23 protein-coding genes are annotated in these 26290 nt (G+C 44.1%); 12 read left to right on the forward strand and 11 right to left on the reverse strand.

Annotated elements, in window-relative coordinates; all coding sequences use genetic code 11:
• Positions 1 to 271: 271 nt before the first annotated feature.
• Together FTU87_RS05940 and FTU87_RS05945 are read right to left on the reverse strand one after the other, a co-directional pair.
• Entirely contained in the window at positions 272 to 724 is a 453-nt protein-coding gene (locus FTU87_RS05940) for a CopD family protein (RefSeq protein ID WP_100357334.1), read from the reverse strand.
• A gap of 23 nt (positions 725 to 747) precedes the next feature.
• Entirely contained in the window at positions 748 to 1977 is a 1230-nt protein-coding gene (locus FTU87_RS05945; protein ID WP_005096011.1) for a beta-ketoacyl synthase N-terminal-like domain-containing protein, read from the reverse strand.
• A gap of 275 nt (positions 1978 to 2252) precedes the next feature.
• Between FTU87_RS05945 and FTU87_RS05950 the strand changes: the two genes are divergently transcribed.
• The 7 genes from FTU87_RS05950 (at position 2253) to rimI (ending at position 10122) form a co-directional block, all read left to right on the forward strand.
• On the forward strand, positions 2253 to 3755 hold the full coding sequence (locus tag FTU87_RS05950) for an EcsC family protein (protein ID WP_180096812.1): 1503 nt from the start codon (positions 2253 to 2255) through the stop codon (positions 3753 to 3755).
• A 154-nt stretch (positions 3756 to 3909) separates the two neighbouring features.
• Positions 3910 to 4284, forward strand: a complete 375-nt coding sequence (gene rpsL, locus FTU87_RS05955; protein WP_002050319.1) for a 30S ribosomal protein S12 — start codon at positions 3910 to 3912, stop codon at positions 4282 to 4284.
• 178 nt (positions 4285 to 4462) lie between these two features.
• Positions 4463 to 4933, forward strand: coding sequence for a 30S ribosomal protein S7 (gene rpsG, locus FTU87_RS05960; protein WP_004279240.1), 471 nt, complete (start codon positions 4463 to 4465; stop codon positions 4931 to 4933).
• 128 nt (positions 4934 to 5061) lie between these two features.
• Positions 5062 to 7197, forward strand: coding sequence for an elongation factor G (gene fusA / locus FTU87_RS05965; RefSeq protein WP_180040288.1), 2136 nt, complete (start codon positions 5062 to 5064; stop codon positions 7195 to 7197).
• 92 nt (positions 7198 to 7289) lie between these two features.
• Positions 7290 to 8480 (forward strand): elongation factor Tu, encoded by a 1191-nt coding sequence (gene tuf, locus FTU87_RS05970; protein WP_180040287.1) that lies wholly within the window; start codon positions 7290 to 7292, stop codon positions 8478 to 8480.
• Between the two features lie 196 nt (positions 8481 to 8676).
• Positions 8677 to 9561: a metal-dependent hydrolase gene (locus FTU87_RS05975; RefSeq protein WP_180096813.1), complete on the forward strand. Its 885-nt coding sequence runs from the start codon at positions 8677 to 8679 to the stop codon at positions 9559 to 9561.
• A gap of 102 nt (positions 9562 to 9663) precedes the next feature.
• Positions 9664 to 10122 (forward strand): ribosomal protein S18-alanine N-acetyltransferase, encoded by a 459-nt coding sequence (gene rimI, locus FTU87_RS05980; protein ID WP_005096020.1) that lies wholly within the window; start codon positions 9664 to 9666, stop codon positions 10120 to 10122.
• Positions 10123 to 10134: 12 nt separating this feature from the next.
• Here rimI and FTU87_RS05985 read toward each other — a convergent pair whose 3' ends face one another.
• From FTU87_RS05985 to trxB, 3 genes are all read right to left on the reverse strand, one after another.
• Entirely contained in the window at positions 10135 to 10950 is an 816-nt protein-coding gene (locus FTU87_RS05985; RefSeq protein ID WP_005096022.1) for an arginyltransferase, read from the reverse strand.
• 21 nt (positions 10951 to 10971) lie between these two features.
• A complete protein-coding gene (gene aat / locus FTU87_RS05990) occupies positions 10972 to 11703 on the reverse strand; it encodes a leucyl/phenylalanyl-tRNA--protein transferase (RefSeq protein ID WP_180096814.1) in 732 nt (243 codons plus the stop codon).
• Positions 11704 to 11795: 92 nt separating this feature from the next.
• Positions 11796 to 12758, reverse strand: coding sequence for a thioredoxin-disulfide reductase (gene trxB, locus FTU87_RS05995; protein WP_005172342.1), 963 nt, complete (start codon positions 12756 to 12758; stop codon positions 11796 to 11798).
• A 250-nt stretch (positions 12759 to 13008) separates the two neighbouring features.
• Between trxB and FTU87_RS06000 the strand changes: the two genes are divergently transcribed.
• Positions 13009 to 16068, forward strand: coding sequence for a DNA translocase FtsK (locus FTU87_RS06000; RefSeq protein ID WP_180096815.1), 3060 nt, complete (start codon positions 13009 to 13011; stop codon positions 16066 to 16068).
• Between the two features lie 64 nt (positions 16069 to 16132).
• Here FTU87_RS06000 and FTU87_RS06005 read toward each other — a convergent pair whose 3' ends face one another.
• From FTU87_RS06005 to FTU87_RS06030, 6 genes are all read right to left on the reverse strand, one after another.
• Positions 16133 to 16420 (reverse strand): PA4642 family protein, encoded by a 288-nt coding sequence (locus tag FTU87_RS06005; protein WP_005096030.1) that lies wholly within the window; start codon positions 16418 to 16420, stop codon positions 16133 to 16135.
• A 443-nt stretch (positions 16421 to 16863) separates the two neighbouring features.
• Positions 16864 to 17136 (reverse strand): cell division topological specificity factor MinE, encoded by a 273-nt coding sequence (gene minE, locus FTU87_RS06010; protein WP_005096032.1) that lies wholly within the window; start codon positions 17134 to 17136, stop codon positions 16864 to 16866.
• Between the two features lie 2 nt (positions 17137 to 17138).
• Positions 17139 to 17951 carry a septum site-determining protein MinD gene (minD, locus tag FTU87_RS06015; RefSeq protein ID WP_005096033.1) on the reverse strand — a complete coding sequence of 271 codons (813 nt, stop codon included), beginning with the start codon at positions 17949 to 17951 and terminating at the stop codon, positions 17139 to 17141.
• 66 nt (positions 17952 to 18017) lie between these two features.
• Positions 18018 to 18728, reverse strand: coding sequence for a septum site-determining protein MinC (gene minC, locus FTU87_RS06020; RefSeq protein ID WP_005096035.1), 711 nt, complete (start codon positions 18726 to 18728; stop codon positions 18018 to 18020).
• A gap of 159 nt (positions 18729 to 18887) precedes the next feature.
• A complete protein-coding gene (locus FTU87_RS06025; protein ID WP_005172337.1) occupies positions 18888 to 19952 on the reverse strand; it encodes a hypothetical protein in 1065 nt (354 codons plus the stop codon).
• 18 nt (positions 19953 to 19970) lie between these two features.
• Entirely contained in the window at positions 19971 to 20897 is a 927-nt protein-coding gene (locus FTU87_RS06030) for an acyltransferase (RefSeq protein WP_005172334.1), read from the reverse strand.
• 253 nt (positions 20898 to 21150) lie between these two features.
• On the opposite strand from FTU87_RS06030, the gene FTU87_RS06035 reads away from it, so the two are divergent.
• The 4 genes from FTU87_RS06035 (at position 21151) to FTU87_RS06050 (ending at position 26280) form a co-directional block, all read left to right on the forward strand.
• Entirely contained in the window at positions 21151 to 21804 is a 654-nt protein-coding gene (locus tag FTU87_RS06035; protein WP_074384135.1) for an OmpA family protein, read from the forward strand.
• Positions 21805 to 21941: 137 nt separating this feature from the next.
• Positions 21942 to 23981: a UvrD-helicase domain-containing protein gene (locus FTU87_RS06040; RefSeq protein ID WP_005096042.1), complete on the forward strand. Its 2040-nt coding sequence runs from the start codon at positions 21942 to 21944 to the stop codon at positions 23979 to 23981.
• Positions 23982 to 24028: 47 nt separating this feature from the next.
• Positions 24029 to 24481: a dUTP diphosphatase gene (dut, locus tag FTU87_RS06045; RefSeq protein ID WP_005172331.1), complete on the forward strand. Its 453-nt coding sequence runs from the start codon at positions 24029 to 24031 to the stop codon at positions 24479 to 24481.
• Positions 24482 to 24861: 380 nt separating this feature from the next.
• Complete coding sequence (locus FTU87_RS06050) at positions 24862 to 26280, forward strand: phosphomannomutase/phosphoglucomutase (protein WP_180096816.1); 1419 nt, start codon at positions 24862 to 24864, stop codon at positions 26278 to 26280.
• Positions 26281 to 26290 lie beyond the last annotated feature (10 nt).

Here is a 26290-nt window from a genome sequence, read left to right on the forward strand (position 1 = left end):
CTTTTTTTATTGTGTACATGAGTCTGATTTCATTTTTATAGTATTTTGATTTTTAAGATATTATATTAAAAATTGAATAAAAATAAAGTAATCAAGTTTTCAAAATACAGGTAATTTTCTCAAAAAGAGGAAGAGTTATGTATAGTGCAGTCATTTCCAAGACACAAACTTTCTGAATTGAATCTTAAAATGGACAGCTGTGTGCAGATTTAAATATTCAGACATAAAAAATCCCCGACTGATCGGGGATTTTTTTGATTGCGTGGGTGAATTAGAAAGTAGGTTTAACTACGACTAAAATCACCACTGCAAATAAGATCAGGGTTGGCATCTCATTAAAATAACGCCAAAACTTGTGAGACTTGTAATGTGCATTATCAATCAACTTCTTGCGGTAATAACCACATATCAGATGGTAAATCACCAATAAGCCGACCAGGCCAACTTTAAGGTAAAACCATAAGGCTTCATGGTAGTGACGCGTTGCATCACCCCAGTCGACCAGAAAGTGTGCCGTAATCAAGGTGGCCAACATGGCTGGCCACATGATGCCACGGTACAGCTTACGTTCCATGACTTCAAAGCGTTGATGACTGACGGCATCTTCGCTCATGGCATGATAAACATATAAACGTGGCAAGTAGAACAAAGCCGCGAACCAGCAAACCACTGCAATAATATGTAATGCTTTTACCCACAAGAAAGCATCAGAAGGAGCATCCATCAAGTCACCCTAAATTGGGCAGCTTAGCCTTCCCATTTCTTGAAAATGAGACAGGCATTTACGCCGCCGAAACCGAAACTGTTACTCATCACAGTATTCAATTTTGCGTCACGTTTTTCAAGCACGATATCAAACGGTTTCGCGCCTTCATCCAGCTCGGTCACGTTAATGTTTGGAGCAATAAAGTCATTTTGCATCATCAGGATCGAGTAAATTGCTTCCTGAACGCCAGCAGCACCCAGGCTGTGACCAGTCATAGACTTGGTTGAGCTCAGTGGTGGAACTTTATCTTCACCAAATGCACGTGCCATTGCTTGAAGCTCGGTCACGTCACCAGCAGGTGTAGATGTACCATGAGTATTCACATAATCAATCGATTCAACACCATGTTGTTTGGCTTCTTCAAGTGCCATCAGGATACAACGTGTAGCCCCTTCGCCACTTGGTGCAACCATATCTGCACCATCCGAGTTGGCCGCATAGCCCACCACTTCAGCCAAGATGTTTGCACCACGTGCTTGTGCATGCTCAAGTGACTCAAGCACCACAAAACCGCCACCACCGGCAATCACGAAGCCGTCACGGTCAGCAGAGTACGGACGAGATGCAGTTTCAGGCGTGTCGTTGTATTTAGAGCAAAGCGCACCCATCGCATCAAACAATAAGCTTTGTGACCAGTGATCCTCTTCACCGCCACCAGCCAGCATCAAATCTTGTTTGCCCAGTTGGATCAGGTTATAAGCATAACCAATGGCATCGGCAGAGGTTGCACATGCACTGGTAATGGTATGTGCTACGCCTTGTAGTTTAAAAGCGACACCGACGTTTGCAGTAATGGTGTTGGTCATATTGCGTGGTACAAAGAAAGGACCAATTTTACGCGCACCTTTGGTATCTAGAAGTTCTTTCATTTCAACCACTGAGGCAGTTGAACCACCACCTGAACCACCGGCAATACCATAGCGTGGATTATTTGCCAGATCTTCTTGTTTTAAACCGGCATGTTCAACTGCAGCAAGTGCCGAATTGTAGGCATACATTGCGCATACGCCCATAAAGCGTTTGAGTTTACGGTCAATACCGTCGAAATCCTGTTCGGCCGCAGCACTCACATGGCTTTTGAAATTGAGTTCAGCATAAGTCGGATTAAAACGTGTTCCTGAAATCCCATTTTGTAAAGAATGGTTTACATCCTCTAATGTATTACCAATACACGAGTTAATACCCATGCCAGTGATGACAACACGTTTCATCTACAGATCCTTATAGTTTAGCTCTACGTCCAGTGGCAGAAAGTGGGCTATATAAAATCGCCAAATCCGGCCTCTAGCCTTATTTCATGATGGAGAACATGATAGCAGAAAGACTTTTGAAATCTTATGGCAAATGTTATGCCGTGTGACAGTCGGTTGGGTTTGTGAGTCGGCATGTAGGGATTTTACTAAATGACACAGAATAAAGTTGAGATAAATGCTGACTACACCTAGTATTTATATCAAATACAAGCACGTGAATGCTGAGGTAAAAAATGGTAAATGCTAATAATAAACAATCTAATGGTCTGATTTCGAATGCCTTTGGAGTGGCGAAAAAGTTCAGTTCAACCGGATTGGATTTATTGAATCATGTTGCACCAGACTCGGTGACGAAAGCACTTAAGCCGTCAAATTCCGGTCAGGTGATTGACGGTTCGGCGAAGACAAAAAGCGTTTTTTCGGCTAAAAAATATGATAATCCACAGCAAATGCTTCGTGAACATCTGCCAAATGTATCTCGCCAACTTCTAGGACACCGTTTTAATACCGTCAATAACGTGGCGCATTTTGTTTCTCCTGAACTGACGGAGAAAGTATCAGACTATTTTTATGACCGCCTTAACCAGTTTAGTAACCAGAGCAGTTCGGTCGATACCATTCTGAATGAAGCAGGGGCAAAAGACTTGGAAGAATTGACTCAGGATGTCGATCGTTCCAAGCGAATTTCACAGGCTTTGGGTGAGCAAAACAAATGGATTGCAACGGTACAGGGTGCAATCAGCGGTGCTTCTGGGGTGCTTGGTACAGCGATTGATATTCCGGCTTCTTTGTTAATGGCGCTACGTACCATTTATCAGGTCGGTCGTTCTTATGGTTTTGACCTGAGCAAAGATGATGATCAGGAAATCGTACAACATATCTTTAGACAGCTGGACCTTGGCCTGATTGCTGAAAAGCAAACCTTATTATTGGGTTTAAAAGCGCTGAGTAATACAATTAAAAGCCACGATATCTCCCAGCTTCAGGCCATGCTGGGTTCTGATAATGATATGAGTGCCATCAAGCAATGGTTAAACAACCATGAAGGCGAGGCGAAATGGGAATGGGTGAACAATCTGCCAAAAATTTCTATTTTAGAAAAATTAACGAAATTGACACCATTGGCAAGTGCTGGAATCGGAGCAGTTTATAGTCACCGTTTTGTTGATGATGTAAATCAGAAAGCTCAAGAAGCTTTCTCACATGCTCGACAATATCTGATTCAGCATCAAGATTCGCAATTGTCTCCCTATGCGGCCTATGAAAAAGCAGTCAATTTATTGCAACAGGCTGCACCTAAATTATTAGACAGTTCATCTCAGTCGATCGAGGCGCCAAAAGACGAGCCAATTCTGGATCAGGATATTGCAATTGAAGGCAATGATACAATTACTCAGGTCAAACTGGTTAAGAAAGAAAAGAATGATCTCAGTTCTGAAGAAGCTGAAGTGAAAAAAGATGAAAAAGTCAGTGAAGGTCTAGATGCCCTCAGTGATGAATTGGTTGAACCTGTGGCAGATAAACAATCGCAACAGCCTGCTTTAACCAAAACTTCTTTTGATCCTGACGTGGAAGCAGAGATACAAGCAGATAATACTGCTGAAAATGAATCGGAGACCGTGGAAAATGAGGGGCTAGAGGGGCAGGAGGATCCAGATTCTGCATCTGAAACAGCCTCAACAACATCTAAAGCTCAAGATGTTACAAAAAAAACTGCGAAGAATGCGAAAAAGTAAATGAATTCTGAGAGAAAATAGCAGCATAGCGTATAGTTGTTATTATATTTGGTCGACCTGAGCAGGTTGACCAATTTTACATCTTGAATTACAATTGCATGCCCTCAAAAAGCAGTATGTTTTTGGGGCTTTTTATTAACGGGAGAATTGCCAAATGGCAACAACAAATCAGTTGATCCGTAAGGGTCGTACGACTTTAGTTGAAAAATCTAAAGTTCCTGCGTTGAAGGCTTGTCCACAGCGCCGTGGTGTTTGTACACGTGTTTACACAACTACACCTAAAAAACCTAACTCAGCAATGCGTAAAGTTTGCCGTGTTCGCTTAACTTCAGGTTTTGAAGTTTCTAGCTACATCGGTGGTGAAGGCCATAACCTGCAAGAGCACAGTGTTGTTCTTATCCGTGGTGGTCGTGTTAAAGACTTACCAGGTGTACGTTACCATACCGTTCGTGGTTCTTTAGACTGTGCTGGTGTTAAAGATCGTAACCAGTCTCGTTCTAAATACGGTACTAAACGTCCTAAGAAATAATTCGTCAAGAATTAAATTTTAAGAACGTAGAACCGCAATCCTTTATCGTCTCGCTTGTCTGATTTCTGCATTTAATTTTGTGAAATTCAAGCGACGTGTAGTAAGGCCAGCGAATGCACATGACACTTTGTGCTCATGCTGGATAAACCTGAAGTGTCATCTTTATAGGTAGTTTAAAATGCCAAGACGTCGCGTAGTCGCTGCTCGTGAAATCCTTCCGGATCCTAAGTTCAGCAGCCAAACAATCGCTAAATTCATGAACCACGTAATGCAAGATGGTAAAAAATCTATTGCTGAAAGTATCGTTTACGGTGCTTTAGACCGCGTTCAAGAAAAATCTAAAGTAGACCCAGTTGAATTTTTCGAGACTACTCTTGAAAAAGTTCGTCCTATGGTCGAAGTAAAAGCACGCCGTGTTGGTGGTGCTACATACCAAGTACCTATGGAAGTACGCCCATCCCGTCGTACTGCCCTAGCTATGCGTTGGTTAGTAGATGCTGCTGCTAAGCGTTCTGAAAAAACTATGGCTTTACGTCTTGCTGGCGAGTTGCTTGATGCATCTGAAGGCAAAGGCGCTGCGGTTAAGAAACGTGAAGATGTGCACCGTATGGCTGAAGCCAACAAAGCATTCTCTCACTACCGTTTCTAAGCAGATAAAACAGGCCCTATTCAGGAAAGTGCTAAAACCGTCATGGTTTTGTCACCAAAGCGCTTTAAGTTGCTATGCAGCTTAAAGCGTCCTGTTTTAAACAACAAAATTTAGGAATGCTAGAAATCATGGCACGTCAAACCCCAATTTCTCGTTACCGTAACATTGGTATTTCTGCGCACATTGACGCAGGTAAGACAACCACTTCTGAACGTATTTTGTTCTACACAGGTGAGAGCCATAAACTTGGTGAAACTCACGAAGGTTCGGCAACTACGGACTGGATGGAACAAGAGCAAGAACGCGGTATTACCATTACCTCAGCAGCTGTAACATGCTTCTGGAAAGGTATGGCGAACCAGTTCGAACAACACCGTATTAACGTAATTGACACCCCGGGACACGTTGACTTCACGATTGAAGTTGAGCGTTCTATGCGTGTTCTTGACGGTGCGTGCATGGTTTACTGTGCTGTAGGTGGTGTTCAGCCTCAGTCAGAAACGGTATGGCGTCAAGCAAATAAATATAAAGTTCCACGTATTGCGTTCGTTAATAAAATGGACCGTACTGGCGCGAACTTCTTCCGTGCAGTTGAACAAGTTAAAACACGTCTTGGCGGTAATCCAGTGCCAATCGTTGTTCCAATCGGCGCAGAAGAAAACTTCCAGGGTGTTGTTGACCTGATCGAAATGAAAGCAATCATTTGGGATGAAGCATCTCAAGGTATGCAATTCGAATATGGCGACATCCCTGCTGACATAGTTGCTACTGCTGAAGAATGGCGTACTAATATGGTTGAAGCTGCTGCGGAAGCATCAGAAGAACTCATGGACAAGTACCTAGAAGGCGAAGAGCTGACTAAAGAAGAAATCGTTGCTGGTATCCGTAAGCGTACATTGGCAAACGAAATTCAACCGATGCTTTGTGGTTCGGCATTCAAAAACAAAGGTGTTCAACGTATGTTGGATGCTGTAATTGAATTCTTGCCAGCACCGACTGACGTTGAAGCGATCAAGGGTATCCTTGACGACAAAGACGAATCTGAAGGTTCTCGTGAAGCGTCTGACGAAGCTCCGTTCTCTGCACTTGCGTTCAAAATCATGAACGACAAATTCGTAGGTAACTTAACCTTCGTACGTGTTTACTCTGGTGTTCTTAAAGCGGGTAGCCCGTGTTATAACCCAGTGAAAATGAAGCGTGAGCGTGTAGGCCGTATCGTACAGATGCATGCGAATGACCGTAAAGATATCGAAGAGATTCGTGCGGGCGACATCGCGGCGTGTGTAGGTCTGAAAGACACAACGACTGGTGATACATTATGTGATGAAAACCACGTAATTACACTAGAGCGTATGGAATTCCCTGAGCCAGTAATTGCACTTGCAGTTGAACCTAAGACTAAAGCTGACCAAGAAAAAATGTCAGTAGCTTTAGGTCGTTTGGCAAAAGAAGATCCATCATTCCGTGTACGTACTGATGAAGAATCAGGTCAAACAATTATTGCTGGTATGGGTGAACTTCACCTTGACATCATTGTTGACCGTATGAAGCGTGAATTCGGTGTTGAAGCGAACATTGGTAAACCAATGGTATCTTACCGCGAAACGATCAAAAAATCGGTTGAGCAAGAAGGTAAATTCGTACGTCAAACTGGTGGTAAAGGTAAGTTCGGTCACGTATACGTACGTCTAGAACCGCTTGCTGAAGATGCTGGTAAAGACTACGAATTCGTTGAAGAAGTTGTAGGTGGTGTAGTACCTAAAGAATTCTTCGGCGCGGTTGACAAGGGTATCCAAGAACGTATGAAGAATGGTGTACTTGCTGGTTATCCAGTAGTGGGCATCAAAGCGACATTGTTCGACGGTTCTTACCATGATGTCGATTCTGACGAATTATCGTTCAAAATGGCAGGTTCTTACGCATTCCGTGATGGTTTCATGAAAGCAGATCCAATCTTGCTTGAACCAATCATGAAAGTTGAAGTAGAAACTCCAGAAGACTACATGGGCGATATCATGGGTGACTTAAACCGTCGTCGTGGTATGGTTCAAGGTATGGACGATCTTCCTGGTGGTACTAAAGCCATTCGTGCTGAAGTTCCATTGGCTGAGATGTTTGGTTACGCAACTCATATGCGTTCTATGTCTCAAGGTCGTGCGACTTACTCTATGGAATTTGCTAAATATGCTGAAACTCCACGTAACGTGGCTGAAGGCATCATTTCTAAGTTCCAGTCTGGCGGTAAAAAAGGTGACGACGAGTAATCTTTCGATTACTATAAGCCCAAACTAATTCATAGTTAAACCCAAGTGCTCATGCAGTGATCCTGCATGAGTAGTTTAAAAAGGAAGATCTCATGGCTAAGGCTAAGTTTGAACGTAATAAGCCACACGTTAACGTGGGCACAATTGGTCACGTCGACCATGGTAAAACAACTTTAACAGCTGCGATTGCAACTGTATGTGCGAAAAAATTCGGTGGCGAAGCGCGTGATTACGCTGCAATCGACTCTGCACCAGAAGAAAAAGCACGTGGTATTACAATTAACACTTCTCACGTAGAATACGATTCTCCAACTCGTCACTACGCGCACGTAGACTGCCCAGGCCACGCCGACTATGTTAAAAACATGATCACTGGTGCGGCTCAGATGGATGGTGCGATCCTAGTTTGTTCAGCGACTGATGGTCCTATGCCACAAACTCGTGAACACATCCTGCTTTCTCGTCAGGTAGGTGTACCTTACATCGTTGTGTTCCTGAACAAATGCGACATCGTTGATGACGAAGAGCTGATCGAATTAGTAGAAATGGAAGTTCGTGAACTTCTTTCTACTTATGACTTCCCAGGCGACGACACTCCAGTAATCCGTGGTTCAGCACTTGCTGCACTGAACGGTGAATCTGGTCAGTATGGTGAAGATGCAGTTGTTGCTCTTGTTGAAGCGCTTGACTCTTACATTCCAGAGCCAGAACGTGCAATCGACCTTCCATTCCTTATGCCAATTGAAGACGTATTCTCAATCTCTGGTCGTGGTACAGTAGTAACTGGCCGTGTAGAGACTGGTATTGTTAAAGTAGGCGAATCAGTTGAAATCGTTGGTATCCGTGATACTCAAGTAACTACAGTTACTGGTGTTGAAATGTTCCGTAAATTGCTTGACGAAGGTCGTGCAGGCGAGAACTGTGGTGTTCTTCTACGTGGTACTAAGCGTGAAGACGTACAACGTGGTCAAGTATTGACTAAACCAGGTGCGATCAAGCCACACACTAAATTCGATGCGGAAGTATACGTACTTTCTAAAGAAGAAGGTGGTCGTCACACTCCATTCCTTAACGGTTACCGTCCACAGTTCTACTTCCGTACTACGGACGTAACTGGTGCGATCGCGCTTAAAGAAGGCGTGGAAATGGTTATGCCTGGTGACAACGTTGAGATGTCAGTAGAGCTAATCCACCCAATCGCAATGGACCCAGGTCTACGTTTTGCGATCCGTGAAGGTGGTCGTACAGTGGGTGCTGGTGTAGTTGCTAAAGTAACTGCATAATCGCTGATTGTGTAAAAAAAGCGCCTCTTTGAGGCGTTTTTTTTGTCTGGATTTTTGTCAGACAATCACTCATGAGTGTCCTTAACTGATAGTGTGATGACCTAAACTGCACTTATTTATACGATAAAAATCAATAAAACTAGGCTCAATAAAACAAATAATAGATTCAGGCAGCTGTGCTTGAAAGGAGCCTACAATGAACGTAAAAGTAAAAATTTCAGAGCGTGCTGGTGCAAGCTTTCCTGTTCGTCGTATGAATTTTGATTTTGATCATGTCCCGGAATACTGGATGCATGGATCAGCCGGTTTAACGCATTTTATGACCGCCTTATCTGCACTGTTTCCGGCAGGTGAAAAGTTCTTTATCGATAGCGTTCGGGCCGTGCGTCAGCATCCAGCGATCAAAGATAATGCAGAATTGCAAAAAGAAATTTCTGCCTTTATTGGTCAAGAAGCTATGCACACGCATGAACATGTCGGTTTTAATGCCTCCGCACAGCGCTATGGACATGATGTCGAGACACTGGATCATTATACCGATCAGGTGATTCAGACCACGCGTAAAGTCATGGCCAAACTGCTGAAGCCAGTTGACATTAGCCAAGAAATGGTGGATTTGACTGCAACCACAGCACTGGAACATTTTACCGCGACCATCGCAACGCAGTTGTTAAGTAACGCTCATATCCAGGAACTGATGACTGATGAAACCATGAAAAATATGTGGATGTGGCATGCGATTGAAGAAAATGAACATAAAGCGGTGGCCTATGATGTGTTTGAAGCTGTCTTTGGTAACGGTTTAAAAGCCTATGCGCTACGGACCTCATCTTTGGTCATTTCGATGGCAACCTTAGCTGTTGTACAAAGCTATTTTCTGGCCCGTTTACTCAAGCAGGACAATCAATTGAATTTGGAATCGCTGAAATCGATATATACCTACGCGTATAGCCCATCAAAAGGGGTAATTACGGGCATGGGTCGTGAAATGTTAATGTACTTTAAACCTGGCTTTCATCCAAATGATCATGATACACATGGCCTGTTAACAGTCTGGAAAGCCAAACTCGGACTTGAATAGGATTGAAAATTAAAGAGCGATTGAAATTGCTCTTTTTTTTACTCGATTTTTTGGATGAAGTTTCTATAATGCGGAAGTTAATTCTATATAAGATGAACGAAGATGATTCGTTTAATGCAAGCAGCGGATGTAGCAGCCGTTGCAAAGATTGAAAAATCTGTTCAATCACATCCCTGGACTTTAAAACAGTTTGAAGATGCAGTGACTGCTTATCAAAGTACCGTGATCGAGCAGCAAGGGCAGGTGCTGGGATTTTGTATTTTACAACCGGTGCTGGATGAAGCCAATTTACTGCTTATGGCAATTGATCCGGCTCAGCAAGGTCAGGGCTTGGGTTATCAATTATTGGATGCCTCAGTCGCCATGCTGAAAAATAATCCGGTGCAGATTTTCCTGGAAGTGCGCGAAACTAATATTGCTGCCATCAAGCTTTATGAAAAGTCAGGCTTTCATCAGATTGATTTACGCAAAAATTATTATCCGGGTTCAAACGGAACACGCGAACATGCCATCATTATGGTCAAGGCATGTACGGATGACTTTGCTAGCCTGTTCAAATAGAAACTGACGACCTTATTTAATAATCTGGTGATTCCATCCGCTGGGTAAGGTCGTCATCAATGAGTTTCCCAGGTGCTGAATCTCCAGCTCACTCAGCGCACGGTTTAAACGTCGCCATTGACCATCAATCAAGAGTTCTAGCGGCAGATACTGAGATTTATAATTCATCTTGTTGGAATGTGGCACCCAATAACCGAGGTAGATGAATTGCAAGCCAAGTTTTTGCGCATGTTCAATCTGCTTCAAGATTGCAAATGCACCGAGAGAGCGGCGATTTTCATCCGGATCGAAGAAGGTATATACAGCCGAGATGCCATCATCTAGCAAGTCGCAGGTGGAAACACTGATCAAGCGATCATCCAGCCATAATTCTAAAAAGAAGCTATCCGTACAGCTTTGCAATAAAAACTTTTCGAACTGATCGCGACTCGGGGGGAACATGTCCCCATCTGCGTGGCGTTCATTGATATAGCGTTCATACAGCGCATAATGCGTATCACCGGCCTGCTCTGGACTGGTAATTTTCACCCGAAGATCCTGATTGCGTTTCCAGGCTTTTTTTTGTGAACTGTTCATGGAAAATTCAGCCACTGGCACGCGTGAAGATAAGCATTGACGACACAGATGACATTCCGGACGATAAACAAAATCGCCACTGCGCCGGAAACCGGTGCGCGACAGTTCTGACAGGGTCAGTACATCAATGCGATGCGCAGGATCCAGAAAAACCATACGTGCCGACTTATTGGGCAAGTAGCTGCAATCGTGCGGCGGCGTAATATAATACTGTAAATCGTTCAGTAGGGACTTTGGCTGATAAGAGTTCATAACAAGTACCCTCTGTTATTTTCATTCACTGAGTCGCGCGTTTTGCGCTATTGTTTTACTTGAAAATACACCCTCTTGATACTTTTTCCAATCGATAGCAGGCTGTTTTACAACATCTTGTAACGAATTAAGATAGTCTTGGCGAGAAAGTGTACAGGCGCCGAGGCTTAAAAGATGGTCATTGACCAACTGGCAGTCAATCCAGGGCAGCTTATTTTCCTGCCCAATCAGCATTAAAGTATAAAAAGCCATTTTAGAAACATCGGTCTGCGTACTAAACATGGACTCACCAAAACAACCCTGTCCAATCGTTACACCATAAAGCCCACCTACAATGCGATTTTCATCCCAGACCTCAATACTATAGCCATATCCGGCATCGAACATGTCGCAGTATCCTGCGATAATATCTTCACTGATCCAGGTATCTTCTGCATAAGCACGCGGCAATGAGCAGGAACGAATCACCCTTTCAAAAGCATGATTGACCGTGATTTGATAATCCCATTTTTTCATATTGCGGATCAGGGATTTACTTGGATGATAATCATGGGGCCGAATAATGCAGCGCGGTTCCGGACTCCACCAGCAAATAGGTTCCCCTTCTGAAAACCAGGGAAATAAGCCATGGGTATAGGCTTCAAAAAGTGTGGAAGGGGAGAGGTCAGCACCAATACAAATCAGTCCTTCGCCTTCAGGGTCAACCTGCATCGGGTCAGGGAAGATAAATTGTGAGGGAGAAAGTAGATGCATGGCAAACCTGAAATAAAACTATAGATGAATCATAAGCTAATTCTAGCAATAAAAAAGCCGCCCATAATGGACGGCATTTTTATTCTTGCTGCTTAGTCTAGTTTGCCCATCGCATCAAGATATTTTTCTGCATCGAGTGCAGCCATACAGCCTGAACCCGCAGAAGTAATGGCCTGACGGTAAATGCTGTCAGCAATATCGCCCGCAGCAAATACGCCCGGTACCGAAGTTTGGGTTGCATTACCCGCAGTACCACTTTGCACCTGAATATAACCGTCGCGCAGCTGCAACTGACCGTCAAACATTGAACTGTTTGGCTTATGGCCAATGGCAACAAACATACCCGTTACATCGACGTTTTGAGTAGAGTCATCCTGGGTCGACTTGATACGTACTGAGGTCACACCAGATTGTGCATCCCCTAAAACTTCATCGACCTGATGGTTCCAGATAATGCTGATCTTGCCTTCTTTTTCTTTGGCAAATAAATGATCTTGCAAGATTTTTTCAGAACGTAATGAATCACGGCGATGAACCAGAGTCACATGCGAAGCGATATTGGATAAGTATAAGGCTTCTTCAACAGCGGTGTTACCACCACCCACAACCATGACTTTCTGGTTTTTGTAGAAGAAACCATCACAAGTGGCGCAAGCGCTGACGCCTTGACCCATAAAGGCAGCTTCAGATTCAAGACCTAAATATTGAGCTGTTGCACCGGTACAGATGATTAAAGCATCACAGGTAAATTCGTCCATATCACCTTTCAATACGAAAGGGCGCTGGTTTAGATCTACTTCATTGATATGGTCATACACGATTTCAGTGCCAAAGCGCTCTGCATGCGCCTGCATACGCTCCATCAATGCTGGACCGGTTAAGCCTTCAGGATCACCAGGCCAGTTATCCACGTCCGTGGTCGTGGTCAATTGGCCGCCCAGTTGCAAACCGGCAATGAGGGTTGGTTTTAGGTTTGCACGCGCTGCATAGACTGCTGCGCTGTAGCCTGCGGGGCCAGAACCTAAAATAATCAGTCGTGAGTGACGTGCGCTCATCAGCTGTATCCTTTTTTATTTAGAAATTTATTGAATTATACGTGAAACTGTATAACAGTGGGGTGAGATTAAAGTCGATATTATTGATCATTGAAATCGATTTGGGCTATATATAATAAGTACACAGTGTGCTTGCACAATAGTGCATCTTTTTTCACAGAACAGGTGCATAATATGCCTTTTATTGCGTCGCTTTTTTCAAGCATTGAAGCAAAAGAATATTCATGAAGAATTGGTTACAGGACAGTATATGACAGCGGTGTCGAGTGCCTATGCACAGCGCTTAGTAATGACATTATTTTTAGTCTCATTTGGGATTTATCTGTTTCTTGCAACAGTGACCTATACGCCATTTGATCCGGGATGGATGCATATCTCTAGTGATACGCAGACCGTTTCGAATGCCAGTGGGGTTGCGGGTGCCTGGATTGCAGACCTTTTGTTTGGCTTTCTCGGTTGGGCAAGCCTGCTGATTCCTGTCTATCTGTTTATGGAAGCGGTTCAGGTCTGGTGGCCACGTAGCTTCCTGAACCGGCCATTCCGCTATGCTGCGCAATTCTTCCTGTTATTGACCACGTCAGCACTGCTGTTTTTATTCTGGCAAGTGCCTGCCGATACGCTGGATAACTCTTCCGGCGGTATTATTGGCTATGAATTAGGCCAGAGTTTAGAACAGTTGCTGACGGTATATGGTGCTGCATTCTTCCTGTTGGTATTTTGGGTGATGTTATTTACACTGGCCTTTGGGGTGAAGTGGAACAAGACCTGGAGCAGTCTCAAAGCAACACCGGCTTATTTACAGGATCTGTTCTATCGCAATATCCCTGAAGGTATGTCCGATTTTGACCGGACTGCGCCTGTGGTTAAAAAAGAGCCAGTGAATGCTGCGAAGAAAATGGTCGCAGTAACCCCTGCACCTGAGCATGAACTGGTAGACATCGATCCGGTAGTGCGTGATCAGGTTGCTGAACGCTTATTTGATGATTTTGCTGATAAAGAATCGCAGCAGCCACAGTTACATGACGATATTCCTGAGGCTGTACAGCAGGCTCCTGAGCCAGTCGAGACATTGAAGCAAGCACCGCAAGTGCCGCAACAGCCAGACCGCGTCGTGGCAACAGGCGAAGTATGGCGTGCCTTACATTCCAGTGAAGATCAGCGCCATAAACAGGATATTGATGCATTACTTAAAGCTGCCGAAGAAGAGCAGCATAGTGCTCCAGCCTCACACTTGGCGGTTTCTCAAGCTGCGCCGTCTCAACATGTTCAAGCCAGAACAGCGCCTGCTACGCATACTGGGCTGGACTGGGATGATGATGAAATCTTTGATGAACTTCTGGCTGCCGTTCCACAAGGGAAAACGGCGACAGATGTGCATAGTCCATTTAATGCTGCGCCTGCTGCAAACCCCCAGAACTTTTCCGAAGAAGTTACAAGCGCGGCGCCGGTTCTGGCATCTGTCGCAACAGCACATGTAGTCAAAAATAGTGCATTGCAAGCCGATCTGGATGACCTGGGTGATTTGCTGATTGAAGAAGATGAGCCAAGACCAAGCCAACCGGTACGCAGCTCTAGCTATGCGCAATCTTCTGCTTTTGTACAGGCCCCGATTCAGCATCAAGTTATAGCACAACCGGTATCTGATTCTTCTGCAACTCATGCCGCAGTACGCGAGGCTTTATCTAAAGAAGAATTTGTAGAAGCCTGGCAAGAAACGGCTGGCAAACCACAAGATGAAGACGAGTTTGATTTTGATGCACCTTTAACTGATGCTTCAGGCCGTCCGATGTCACGTGCGATGCAAGTGGCTGAGCGCCGTAAAGATCTATCGCCTCTTCCGGGTCTGGACCTGCTGGATGAAGTCGATCCGAATAAAAAAGTGAATTTCACTGAAGAGCAATTGTCGCGTTTATCTGAACTGCTTGAAATCAAACTGCAGGAATTCAATGTCAAAGCCAAGGTGGTTGAAGCACAGCCGGGCCCAGTGGTGACACGTTTTGAATTGGATCTGGCGCCGGGTGTGAAGGCCTCTAAAGTCACTAATATTTCCCGAGATTTGGCACGCTCGATGTCGATGGCATCGGTACGTGTGGTTGAAGTGATTCCCGGTAAACCGTATATCGGGATTGAAGTGCCGAACAGCAGCCGTGAAATGGTACGTTTGATCGAGCTTCTGACCATTCCAGCCTTCACTGATCCGAACAGTATTCTTTCCATGGCAATGGGTAAGGATATTTCCGGTAATCCGGTAATTGCTGACTTGGGCAAGGCACCGCATATGCTGGTGGCGGGTACCACGGGTTCAGGTAAATCGGTGGCAGTCAACTCGATGATTCTATCGATGTTGCTCAAATACAGCCCTGAACAGTTGCGTTTGATTCTGATCGATCCAAAGCAGCTGGAACTGGCCAACTATAATGATATTCCACATTTATTGACGCCTGTCGTCACTGATATGAAAGATGCAGTCAACGCATTAAATTGGTGTGTCAATGAAATGGAACGTCGCTATAAACTGATGTCTTTCCTGAAAATTCGTAAACTCAGTGACTATAACCGCAAGGTCGAAGAAGCGATTGCCAATGGTGAAGACCTGATCGATCCAACCTGGAAGGCCAGTGATTCAGTGGTGGGTGAGCGTGCACCGCGTTTAACGCCGTTGCCTTCGATTGTGATTGTCGCGGATGAATTTGCTGACATGATCATGCAGGTCGGTAAAAAAGCTGAAGAAATGATTACGCGTCTGGCACAAAAATCCCGTGCGGCCGGTATTCACTTGCTGCTTGCCACTCAGCGTCCATCGGTGGATGTGATCACCGGTTTAATCAAAGCCAATATTCCGACCCGTGTGGCACTGCGTGTCAACTCAAAAATTGACTCACGTACTATTCTGGATGCAGGCGGTGCAGAAGACTTGCTCGGTCATGGTGATATGCTCTTCCTGGGGCCTGGTAAAATTGAGCCTGAGCGTGTGCATGGCGCCTTTATTGCCGATGATGAAGTGAACCGGATTTGTGATGCATGGCGTGAACGTGGTGCGCCCAATTATGTCGATGAAATCCTGACGCCGTATGATGAGGAACCATCAAGTCGCGGTTTTGAAGAGGGTGGAGAGGGTGGCCCAGATCGAGATGCACTGTATGATCAGTGCGTAGCATTTGTACTCGAAACCCGTAAGGCTTCAACGTCTTCGCTACAGCGTAAATTTAGTCTGGGGTATAACCGTGCTGCGCGGATCATTGACCAGATGGAAGAGAATGGTATTGTCAGTGGCATGGGGGCCAATGGTAAACGCGAGATTCTAGTTTAAGTTTCTTTATACTGAACCATAAAAAAGCCTGCAATTGCAGGCTTTTTTAATACGGTAGCTAAAATCAGGCAAACTTTGCCAATACCGCCAAGAACTCGGCACTTTGACGCGGGAAGGTGGCAATCACGTCATGAATGCGTTGCCCTTCAGGATTGGTTGCATTGACATCACGGCCATCAGCGACAAATTTCGTCAACAGGCGTTCATAATCAAATGGACGCATATGCTTGAAAGCATGATAAAGCACGTGAAAGTCAGCATTTACACCTGCAGGAGGAAGCTGATTCAGGTAGGCAAATACACGCTCATCTGACCATTCTTCGTTAAAGGTCGCTGGTTGAGATAATGCCATCGCAATTTCCTTAATCTAATGTAGTTTTTTCGGCATGAAAAAAGGCAAAATTTGTATGAGCAAGAGACAGTGTCTTTTGAGCTGACTCTGTCTACTAGAAACATTGTTTCTAGTCTTGGGATTGAGTAAATCCTTAAAAGCCGTGCTTTAATTTACTGATCCAGTCCACTCAAAGCCTAGCTTCTCGACTTGCGGCCGGGTAAAGCAGTATTTACGACCAGCCCACTCGAAGCATAGCTTCTCGTCTTGCGGCCGGGTAAAGCAGTATTTACGACCAGCCCACTCGAAGCTTAGCTTCTCGTCTTGCGGCTGGGTAAAGCAGTATTTACGACCAGCCCACTCGAAGCCTAGCTTCTCGTCTTGCGGCCGGGTAAAGCCGTGCTTTACTAATCCGGCCTCATATTTTGCCTTGAATCAATTTGCTTGACCAATCAAAAATCAGATTATCGTTCTTCAGGTAAATTGATATTCATCTCAAGCATTTCAATATTGGCTTCAGAACGTACTGACATTTGAATATGCTGCTCATCGACACCACGTACATAGCGATTGACCACTTGCATGATTTCTGTCTTCATCTGATCAATTTTGTCCTGGCTCAAGCGACGACCCAAGCCTTGTTCGGAAGCAACGATAACCTTCAAACGGTCTTTAGCAGTCCGTGCGCTTGATGGTTTATCCTCGCCACTAAAAAGTTTACTCCAGAATCCTGCCATGTCTACGCTCCAAATAGTCGTGCTAACCAGCCCTTAGGTTTTACCTCGATATGACGGTAAGGACGTTCTTCGCCAAGGAAACGTGCCACGAGGTCATCATAAGCCTGACCTGCTGCAGCCTCAGTAAAAAGAATCACCGGCTTACCTTCGTTCGATGCCTGTAAAACACTTGGACACTCAGGAATAACGCCCAAGGTCGGTACACGTAAAATATCTTTAGAAATATCGTCAATCGTCAGCATTTCCTGTTTATCGGCACGTTCCGGGTTGAAACGGGTAATACACAGATGCTTACGAATGCGACCTTCGTTTTGTTCTACTTTTTTAGTTTTACTGTCAAGCATGCCAATGATACGGTCAGAGTCACGTACTGATGAAATCTCAGGATTGGTGACAATGATGGCTTCATCAGCATGGTACATGGCCAAAATAGCACCACGTTCAATACCGGCAGGTGAATCACAGATAATGTAATCAAATTCCTGCGAAAGTTCATCCATTACACGAGCAACACCTTCATCTGTTAAGGCATCTTTATCACGTGTTTGTGATGCAGGCAAAATATATAAATTTTCAATATCTTTATCGCGAATCAGTGCTTGCTGTAATCGTGCTTCGTTATTTAAAACATTCACAAAATCATAAACTACACGGCGTTCACAGCCCATAATCAAATCAAGGTTACGTAAACCTACATCGAAATCGATCACAACAGTTTTGTGACCGCGTAGGGCTAAACCTGTTGCAAAAGATGCACTTGTTGTAGTTTTACCTACACCACCTTTGCCTGACGTTACGACAACAATTTTCGCCACCGAATCCACTCCTGTTATGGTTCAAATCCCCTGTTTAAAATGGGGTTTTTGGTATTTATTTATACATTAAAATTGTAGAGCTTCAAATACAAGCTCTTGTTGATCATTCAAGTAAATATGCACTGATTTCTTAACGACATGCGGGGGAATATCATCCGCTACGCAATAGGTTCCCGCAATCGAGATCAGTTCTGCTTCAAGGCTGTGACAGAAAATACGGGCTGCCGTATTCCCCCCGACACCTGCAATGACACGACCACGTGCGCTGCCATACACATGGATATTGCCTGAAGCAATCAGTTCTGAACCACTGTTGATGCCGGCATTGATAATAATGTCGCCATTATGCTGCACAATACATTGGCCCGTCCGCAGAATTTCATCATGATATGAGGTCACATGCGCAACGATCGGGGCAGCAGCTGCCTGATCATCACTTGTCGCTGCTTCTGGCTTAACTTCTACCACCTGTTCTTTCGTGGCTTTCACTTCTTCTAACTGGCGATCGGGTGGCAGAACCGGGAACTGAATGGAACGCGCCTGATCACCCAGTAAACCCTCAGTCACGGCCATTGGCTGTACATCTAAGTCGATTAACAGCTGAATCAGGGCAATCAGTTCCTGTTCAACTGAACTTTCAATGACGGCCAAAGTGCCAGATGGGAATGCAGCTTGTAATTTTGGGCTAAGTTGCTGGCGGATGGCATCATGATCATTGGTATCTAAGCTAATGCGTATTGCATTGACCATTCTGCCTTTTATCCGTATATCAGCCATAATTCTTCCTTAAATACTTCTGACTTGCTGGTTTTATGTCGAAGCAATGTTGTAAATAGTGCAAATCCTAGAACAAATTGGCGTAATTCTCTAGCGATCTCAGTTATTTTTTTATGCCAACAGAACCGGATGATTTTATCTGGTTCTGCACTTTAAATGTTATCTATCTATTGAGCGCTGATTTTGCTCATGTTCTTCTAAAATCTGTTGCCACTGTTTGACTTTCACCTGTTTTTGGATCGCTTCAAGTGTTTCAAAAACAGCCGATTCGACCAACTTATCAATATGTGGATTATGTTCAATCTGAATCTGGCTGATTTTATCTGAAATTAGGGTAAAAGTCGGATTTTCTTTTTGGCCGGTATGAGTAAAGGGATCAATCAGACCTTGGGTGATATTTTCCCCTAGACGTTGGCCAATACTTTGAATTTGCTGTTCAATCCGGCTACCGACAAGTGGAATTAATCGCAATAACTGGGTCAGTTCCGGGGTGTCTTCAATGGCTTGATTGACCACTTGCCCGACATTTTTAGCAATCATGGAACGTTGTGCCTGCAACTCTTTACCCAAAGATTCCTGCAAGATGTCTGCCAAGGCAACTGCCAGTAATTTACGATGATGTTCTACCAAATCATCAATCAATTTTTTATGTGATGTACTGGTGCTGAGTTCACGCTTAATACCGTCCAGTACAGTCAGCACCACACGGCTGGAAAGCTCTTCCATCAGCATGTTGTAATAAAAATTGCCTTGACGATACCAGCGCTCGGGAATGACTTTATAACCGTGACTATGCAAGTTATAGCCAATCGCGACCGCACGTAACAGGCGCAGGAAGCGCAGTTGTGGAATAATGGAGAGAATTTCATACCAATGTACAAATGGAAAAAACCACCAGCGCCGATGATGGCGCTGAACAATGGCAATGCCCCAACGTGCCAGTAATTCACAGATCAGGAAGGTGGTAAACCAGCCCTCAGTAATAACGACCCAAGGGCGTAAATCACTTTTATAAAACTGCAAAATTTCCGGCAAACGAATGAAGTCAAACAACCATTGACCAAAATCGCTCATTAAAATGGCGTTGGCACTGAGACAAAATAGATTAATGATGATTAAGACCATCATAAAAATGTCGTAAATCAGCGCAACTTTCCAGCCCCAGGTGCCTTTACGAATAAACTTAAATGAGCTAGAGGTGATGTCGGGGTTGTCGTTCTTCATAGTTACTCAGGCAAAAAATCAGACAGCGCTTTGGTCGAAGTTCTGCTGCATTTGCGCTATTAGTTGATCTTTTTCAGTCCAGATTTGATCAATCCATTTCTGGAAACGTGCACGGTATTCAGCATCATCTTCATAATTGCCGCCGAGTACCCAGTCAGGAATCTCAATTTTTCTTAAATTTACCGCAATTCGTGGCACTTCACCTAACCAAAATTCACCATAACCCGGAATACCGTCCGGATAAACGATGGTCATATCGACCAGCGCATCAATTTTATCGCCGAGAATACTCAGCGCCAAGGCCAGACCACCGGCCTTAGGTTTAAGTAAGTATTTGTAAGGAGACTGCTGCTGATCATGTTTGTCTTGGGTGAAGCGGGTGCCTTCCAGATAATTTAACAGGGTAAAGGGCTGACTGATCAGCTGCTCACAGGATTTACGTGCTTCTTCCATATCGCGGTATTTTAGCGCAGGATTTTTAGCAATCTGTTCCTTGCTATGCCGTTTCATCATCGGAAAACCTAAGATTTTAAAGGCTTGACCGACAAAAGGAATAAAAATAAGTTCCCATTTTGTAAAAAAACGCGTCAGCGGCATACGGGTCAAGCCGAAGTACTGATTGACGGTGGTATCGACCCAGCTTTGATGATTACAGGTCATTAAATAACGGCCCTGCATATTTAAATCAAGTGATTCATCTACTGTTATTTGCCATTCGGTATTGTTGAGCACATTGTCAATCAGCCAGTTATTGACGCCTAACCAGCTGTTGGTAATCTTGATATTGGTTTCATCAACTTTTGCAGATTTTTTAAAAAACTTGGTAAAACCCAGCGCCAGAACCGGAGGGCCATGAAAAAAAGTACTGCCTGTCATCACTGAGGTGACAGCCAAGCCACGTGTAAGTTTTTTTAAAGTTGCTTGTTTATTGCTATTCGATGACATATCAAAACAGTCCCCAGAGATTAGTCGCTTAAATTTTTTCATATTTTGAATAATATAATGAGAGTGAGGCAAATAAAAAAGCCTAAAGGCCTAACTATGAAGATATTGTGATGAAGTCCATTGTTTTAGTTACATATAAACATTACAAAATATTGCGAAACGATTTATTATTAACAAAAATTCAATGGTTATCCCGTTCAATTTAAATCATTATTTCGCTTATACAACAAAGCATACAATAAGGAGTCATGCGATGCGTGCACTAGTAATTTCAGCAGCTGTAGCAGGGGCCGTAGCACTTACAGGTTGTCAATCAACTGGTAATAACCTCGGTGGTGTGGAATATGATAAAGCTGCTTTAGGTACTTTAATTGGTGCTGCAGCAGGTTACGGTGTTTCTAAGAGTAATGCGAATACCAGCCGTCAAAACAACCGTGCAGCAGCGATTGGTGCTGTTGTTGGTGGTGCAGCAGGTGTTTATCTTGATAACAAAGAGAAAAAATTACGTCAAGCAACAGCCGGAACTGGCGTAGATGTTAACCGTAATGCAGATGGTTCGATTAACCTTGTAATGCCAGGTAGCATTACATTTGATACCAACAAATCGAACATCAAACCAAACTTCTATGGCACTTTGAATAAAGTGGCTCAAGTATTAACCGAAGATAACCAGAGCGGTATTTTGGTCACTGGCTATACAGACAGTACCGGTAATGACTCAATCAACATCCCGTTGTCTCAAGCACGTGCTAACTCTGTAGCAACTTATTTATCAGGTCAAGGTGTTTCACGTACACGTATTAATGCTCAAGGTTTAGGTTCAGCCAACCCGATCGCAGACAATACAACTGCGGCGGGTAAAGAACAAAACCGTCGTGTAGAAATCGCGGTATATGCTGTTCAATAATCTTTAAACGCATATAAAAAAACCACCTTCGGGTGGTTTTTTTATATCTGGACATTGACCTGATTAATCGTATTTTAAATTAGGCAACTGAGGCAGAGATGACTATAATCGGAGCCGAATCTAGAAGAGGAAGCCATATGTCACTCGCCAGTCAGTTAAATGACAAGCAACTTGAAGCCATGAAATACACTCAAGGACCCTTGTTAGTACTTGCAGGAGCGGGTTCAGGCAAGACTTCAGTGATCACGCGAAAAATCGCATATCTTGTCAAGCATTGCGGGATTCCTGCGCATCGTATTACTGCAATGACCTTTACCAACAAAGCGGCACGTGAGATGAAAGAGCGTGTCAGCAAATTGTTAACCCGTGAAGAAAGTAAAGGCGTTTCAGTTTCGACTTTCCATACCTTTGGCCTGAATATGCTGCGTCTGGAGCTGAAACATACCCCCCTTAAAAATAATTTTTCGATTCTGGATGCTGACGACTGCAAACGTATTCTGATGGATTTGATGCATCGTGACAATTTATCCGGTGCAGAAAGCAAAGAACTGATTGCCAAAGCCATGAAAATGATCTCGGACTGGAAAAATGATCTGATTCCACCCGAGCAGGCGCATACCACTTGTGAAACTGCCGAAGATGTCCAGTTTGCGCATTTATATCAGCTTTATGAACGTAATCTGCGTGCCTATAATGCCGTAGATTTTGATGACCTGATCGTGATGCCGACACGTCTGCTACAGGAAAATGCCGAAGTACGGGATAAATGGCAAAACCGGGTGCGTTATTTGCTGGTCGATGAATATCAGGACACCAACACTGCACAGTATATTCTGGTGAAATTGCTGGTTGGCGTAATGGGGCAGTTCACCGCCGTAGGCGACGATGACCAGTCCATCTATGCTTGGCGTGGCGCCAAACCGGAAAATATGGCCTTGCTGCAACAAGATTTCCCGAATTTAAAAGTGATTAAACTGGAACAGAACTATCGTTCGACCAGTCGTATTCTTAAAGCAGCCAACACCGTGATTGGCAATAACCCGCATATTTTTGATAAAAAACTCTGGTCAGACAAAGGCCATGGTGAAGTGATCCGGGTGATTACTTGCCGTAATGATGATGATGAAGCAGAACGCGTGGTCAAAGACCTGATCACGCATAAATTGATGAATGGGAAAAGCTGGAAAGATTATGCGGTATTATATCGCGGCAATTTTCAGGCGCGTATTTTAGAAACCCATCTCCGTCAGATGCAGATTCCGTATAAATTGTCTGGCGGTCAATCTTTTTTCGCGCGTGCCGAAATCAAGGACATGATGAGTTATTTACGCCTGATCATTAACCCTGAAGATGACAGCGCTTTCCTACGGATTATCAATACGCCAAAACGTGCCATTGGGCCGGTGACACTGGAAAAACTGGGTCTCTTTGCTCAGGAAAATAACCTGTCACTGCTGGCTGCGGCAGCGGATCAGCGTTTGACCATGGCGATTCCGAAAAAGGCCACCACACAGTTGGCAGAGTTTGCCGACTTCATTGAGGGCTTTACCCGCAATTTACTTGATGATGATGAACCGGTACCGATCATCCGTCAGATGATGATTGAAGCAGGTTATATCGATTACATCAAGGAAACTGCAGCCACGCCGGCACAGGAAAAAACCAAGCTCGACAATATTGAAGTGCTTTACAGCAGCATCCAAAGCCTGATTAACCGCGCTGAAGATGTCGATGAAAAAAATATTGAAAGCGTGATTCGTAAAATGGTGCTGCTGGATATGCTGGAGCAGCAACAGGAAGAAGAAGATACTGACAAAGTCAACTTGTTAACCTTACATGCTTCTAAAGGGCTTGAGTTCCCATATGTCTATCTGATTGGGCTGGAAGAAGAAATTCTGCCGCATAAAAACTCGATTGCTGCAGAGACGGTTGAAGAGGAACGTCGCCTGATGTATGTCGGGATTACCCGTGCACGTCAGGGGCTGACCATTACCTTGGCCGAACAGCGCAAGGCCGGCGGACAGATGAAGCAAATGACTCCAAGCCGTTTTCTGGATGAATTACCGGAAGATGAACTGGAATGGTTAGGTCGCAAGAAAAAGCTGGCGGGTAATATCGATCCGAAATTACAGGCGCAGCATTATCTGGATAATTTGCGCAATCTTATCAAACGATAAACTTCAACGCTTATACATATTTTAAATGCAACAACAGGAATGAACACATGAAAGTTCAGGTGAAAGTCCTTGACTCGCGTCTCGGTCAGGAATGGCCATTACCGACTTATGCCACCACAGGTTCAGCAGGATTGGACTTGCGTGCCTGCGTCCATGAAACGACAGTGATTGAACCGGGTCAAACCGTTTTAGTGAAAACAGGCTTGGCGATTTATATCGAAGATCCTGCTTTTGCAGGTCTGATCTTGCCACGTTCAGGTTTAGGTCATAAGCACGGGATTGTGCTGGGTAATCTGGTAGGTCTTATCGATTCAGATTATCAGGGTGAATTGATGGTATCGGTCTGGAACCGGAGTCAGACTGCTTTCAGTCTGGAGCCGGGTGAACGTTTGGCGCAATATGTGCTGGTACCGGTAGTACAAGCTGAATTTGATCTGGTCAGTGAATTTGAAGCCACTGAGCGTGGTGCTGGTGGCTTTGGCCATACCGGTAAAAACTAAAGAGAAGATGACCTGCAAACAATGAATGGATGTAGGTCATTTCTTAAATACAACAAAGTAAATCCTAAACATAATGTGACGCTTAAAATGGAGTTAAAAATAAAAATTTATTTTCTATATAAATAGAGTTATTCAAAATTGAAATTTATATCTTTATTTTAATTTTAGCCGGGGAAATTAAAAATAAATATAATTAAATAAGGACTATTTCATCACAGAAATTTTCTGATTATTCAGTTAACGGTAATATTTTTATAATTGATTGTTACATTGAAATGGTTTAAAAGTAGCGGGTCTTAAAACAAAAACAAATGTTTAAAGTCATGATGATGAAATAAGTCATTTTATACCTCCTTATATTTAGTGAAAAGAACAGTTTTATGGGATCTATGAATCATCTATTCCCTATGCACATTTTTCGAGCCTATGACATACGCGGTAAAGTCAGTGTACTGGGTGCTGGGATTATCGATGCAATTGCTCACGGTTTAGCACAGCAATATCAGGCTGCGCGACAGACACGTGTCGCAATTGGCTATGATGCACGGCTTAGCAGTCCGGCTTTTGCAGAAACCATTCGCCGTATTTTTCAAGTTTATTCGATTGAAGCCACCATTGTCGGTTGTTGTTCCAGTCCGATGCTGTATTTCACCGCACGGCAATTTGATGGCAATGGCATCATGGTCACGGCCAGTCACAATCCCAAAGAAGATAATGGTATTAAATGGATTGTCTCTGGTGAGCCGCCTTGCCCAGAGATGATCCAGCAGGTGGCTCATCTGGCCAAACCACATTATAGCAATCAGCAGCTTTGCCTAGACGAACAGACTCATCAAGTTATTCCAGAATTTTGTCTAAAATATCAGCATGGTATATTAAAAGATATCCAGTTGAAGCGCTCATTTAAAGTGGTTCTGGATGGTCTGAATGGTTCAGCCGGGCGCTGTGCCAATCTGGTGCTTCAAAAAATGGGTTGTGCGGTGATGGCTTTGCGTTGTGATGCCAATGGGCATTTTCCAGACCATGCACCAGATCCTTCGCAAGACAAACATCTGGAGACTTTACGCCAAAGCATCATGCAACAGCAGGCTGATCTGGGCATTGCCCTGGATGGCGATGGCGATCGCGTGGTCTTGATTGATGCACAGGGCCAGATTATCACGGCGGATCAGTTACTGTGCCTGTTTGCCGAAATTTGCCTCACTGACTCAGCACCACGCAAGTTTGTTTATGATGTCAAATGTTCAACCCTGGTGCGAGACACCGTGCAACGTTTGGGCGGTGAGCCGGTGATGATTCGTACCGGAAGCTCATTTCTGAGAACTTATCTGGCACAATCTCAGCAGCAGGCGATTTTTGGTGGAGAATATGCCGGGCATTATGTCTTTAATGATGGCCGTGGCTGGGGCTATGATGATGGACTCTATGCAGCGCTCAGAGTCATGGAATATCTGGATCAAACTGGTCAAAGTCTTGCACAAGCTTTAGCGGCTTATCCGAAACGGCATGGGACCGAAGATCTTTATATTGCAACGCATCATGTGCATCCGGTTGAACTTTTAGACTTTGTTGAACAGCAATCTGAAAGAATTCTTGCGCAAATCAGTAAAATTGATGGGATACGTCTTGATTTTGAGGATGGTTTTGGCATCATTCGAGCATCCAATACAGGTGAGTATTTCACAGTGCGCTTTGATGCCAATGATGCTCAGGGCCTGAATGAAATTCGTCAGCTGTTTGTAGCCATGTTGCGTGAACGTTATCCACAGATCGCTCAAGATATTTTAGATGCTCAATAAGGAGAGGCGA

The organism is Acinetobacter sp. YH12156, from assembly GCF_013418235.1.
Taxonomy (GTDB): Bacteria; Pseudomonadota; Gammaproteobacteria; order Pseudomonadales; family Moraxellaceae; genus Acinetobacter; species Acinetobacter pseudolwoffii.

Excerpts from the sequence above, each read along its gene's own strand:
- FTU87_RS05940 (WP_100357334.1), bottom strand. The coding sequence starts at position 724 with ATGGATGCTCCTTCTGATGCTTTCTTGTGGGTAAAAGCATTACATATT.
- FTU87_RS05945 (WP_005096011.1), bottom strand. The coding sequence starts at position 1,977 with ATGAAACGTGTTGTCATCACTGGCATGGGTATTAACTCGTGTATTGGT.
- FTU87_RS05950 (WP_180096812.1), top strand. The coding sequence starts at position 2,253 with ATGGTAAATGCTAATAATAAACAATCTAATGGTCTGATTTCGAATGCC.
- rpsL (WP_002050319.1), top strand. The coding sequence starts at position 3,910 with ATGGCAACAACAAATCAGTTGATCCGTAAGGGTCGTACGACTTTAGTT.
- rpsG (WP_004279240.1), top strand. The coding sequence starts at position 4,463 with ATGCCAAGACGTCGCGTAGTCGCTGCTCGTGAAATCCTTCCGGATCCT.
- fusA (WP_180040288.1), top strand. The coding sequence starts at position 5,062 with ATGGCACGTCAAACCCCAATTTCTCGTTACCGTAACATTGGTATTTCT.
- tuf (WP_180040287.1), top strand. The coding sequence starts at position 7,290 with ATGGCTAAGGCTAAGTTTGAACGTAATAAGCCACACGTTAACGTGGGC.
- FTU87_RS05975 (WP_180096813.1), top strand. The coding sequence starts at position 8,677 with ATGAACGTAAAAGTAAAAATTTCAGAGCGTGCTGGTGCAAGCTTTCCT.
- rimI (WP_005096020.1), top strand. The coding sequence starts at position 9,664 with ATGATTCGTTTAATGCAAGCAGCGGATGTAGCAGCCGTTGCAAAGATT.
- FTU87_RS05985 (WP_005096022.1), bottom strand. The coding sequence starts at position 10,950 with ATGAACTCTTATCAGCCAAAGTCCCTACTGAACGATTTACAGTATTAT.
- aat (WP_180096814.1), bottom strand. The coding sequence starts at position 11,703 with ATGCATCTACTTTCTCCCTCACAATTTATCTTCCCTGACCCGATGCAG.
- trxB (WP_005172342.1), bottom strand. The coding sequence starts at position 12,758 with ATGAGCGCACGTCACTCACGACTGATTATTTTAGGTTCTGGCCCCGCA.
- FTU87_RS06000 (WP_180096815.1), top strand. The coding sequence starts at position 13,009 with ATGACAGCGGTGTCGAGTGCCTATGCACAGCGCTTAGTAATGACATTA.
- FTU87_RS06005 (WP_005096030.1), bottom strand. The coding sequence starts at position 16,420 with ATGGCATTATCTCAACCAGCGACCTTTAACGAAGAATGGTCAGATGAG.
- minE (WP_005096032.1), bottom strand. The coding sequence starts at position 17,136 with ATGGCAGGATTCTGGAGTAAACTTTTTAGTGGCGAGGATAAACCATCA.
- minC (WP_005096035.1), bottom strand. The coding sequence starts at position 18,728 with ATGGCTGATATACGGATAAAAGGCAGAATGGTCAATGCAATACGCATT.
- FTU87_RS06025 (WP_005172337.1), bottom strand. The coding sequence starts at position 19,952 with ATGAAGAACGACAACCCCGACATCACCTCTAGCTCATTTAAGTTTATT.
- FTU87_RS06030 (WP_005172334.1), bottom strand. The coding sequence starts at position 20,897 with ATGTCATCGAATAGCAATAAACAAGCAACTTTAAAAAAACTTACACGT.
- FTU87_RS06035 (WP_074384135.1), top strand. The coding sequence starts at position 21,151 with ATGCGTGCACTAGTAATTTCAGCAGCTGTAGCAGGGGCCGTAGCACTT.
- FTU87_RS06040 (WP_005096042.1), top strand. The coding sequence starts at position 21,942 with ATGTCACTCGCCAGTCAGTTAAATGACAAGCAACTTGAAGCCATGAAA.
- dut (WP_005172331.1), top strand. The coding sequence starts at position 24,029 with ATGAAAGTTCAGGTGAAAGTCCTTGACTCGCGTCTCGGTCAGGAATGG.
- FTU87_RS06050 (WP_180096816.1), top strand. The coding sequence starts at position 24,862 with ATGGGATCTATGAATCATCTATTCCCTATGCACATTTTTCGAGCCTAT.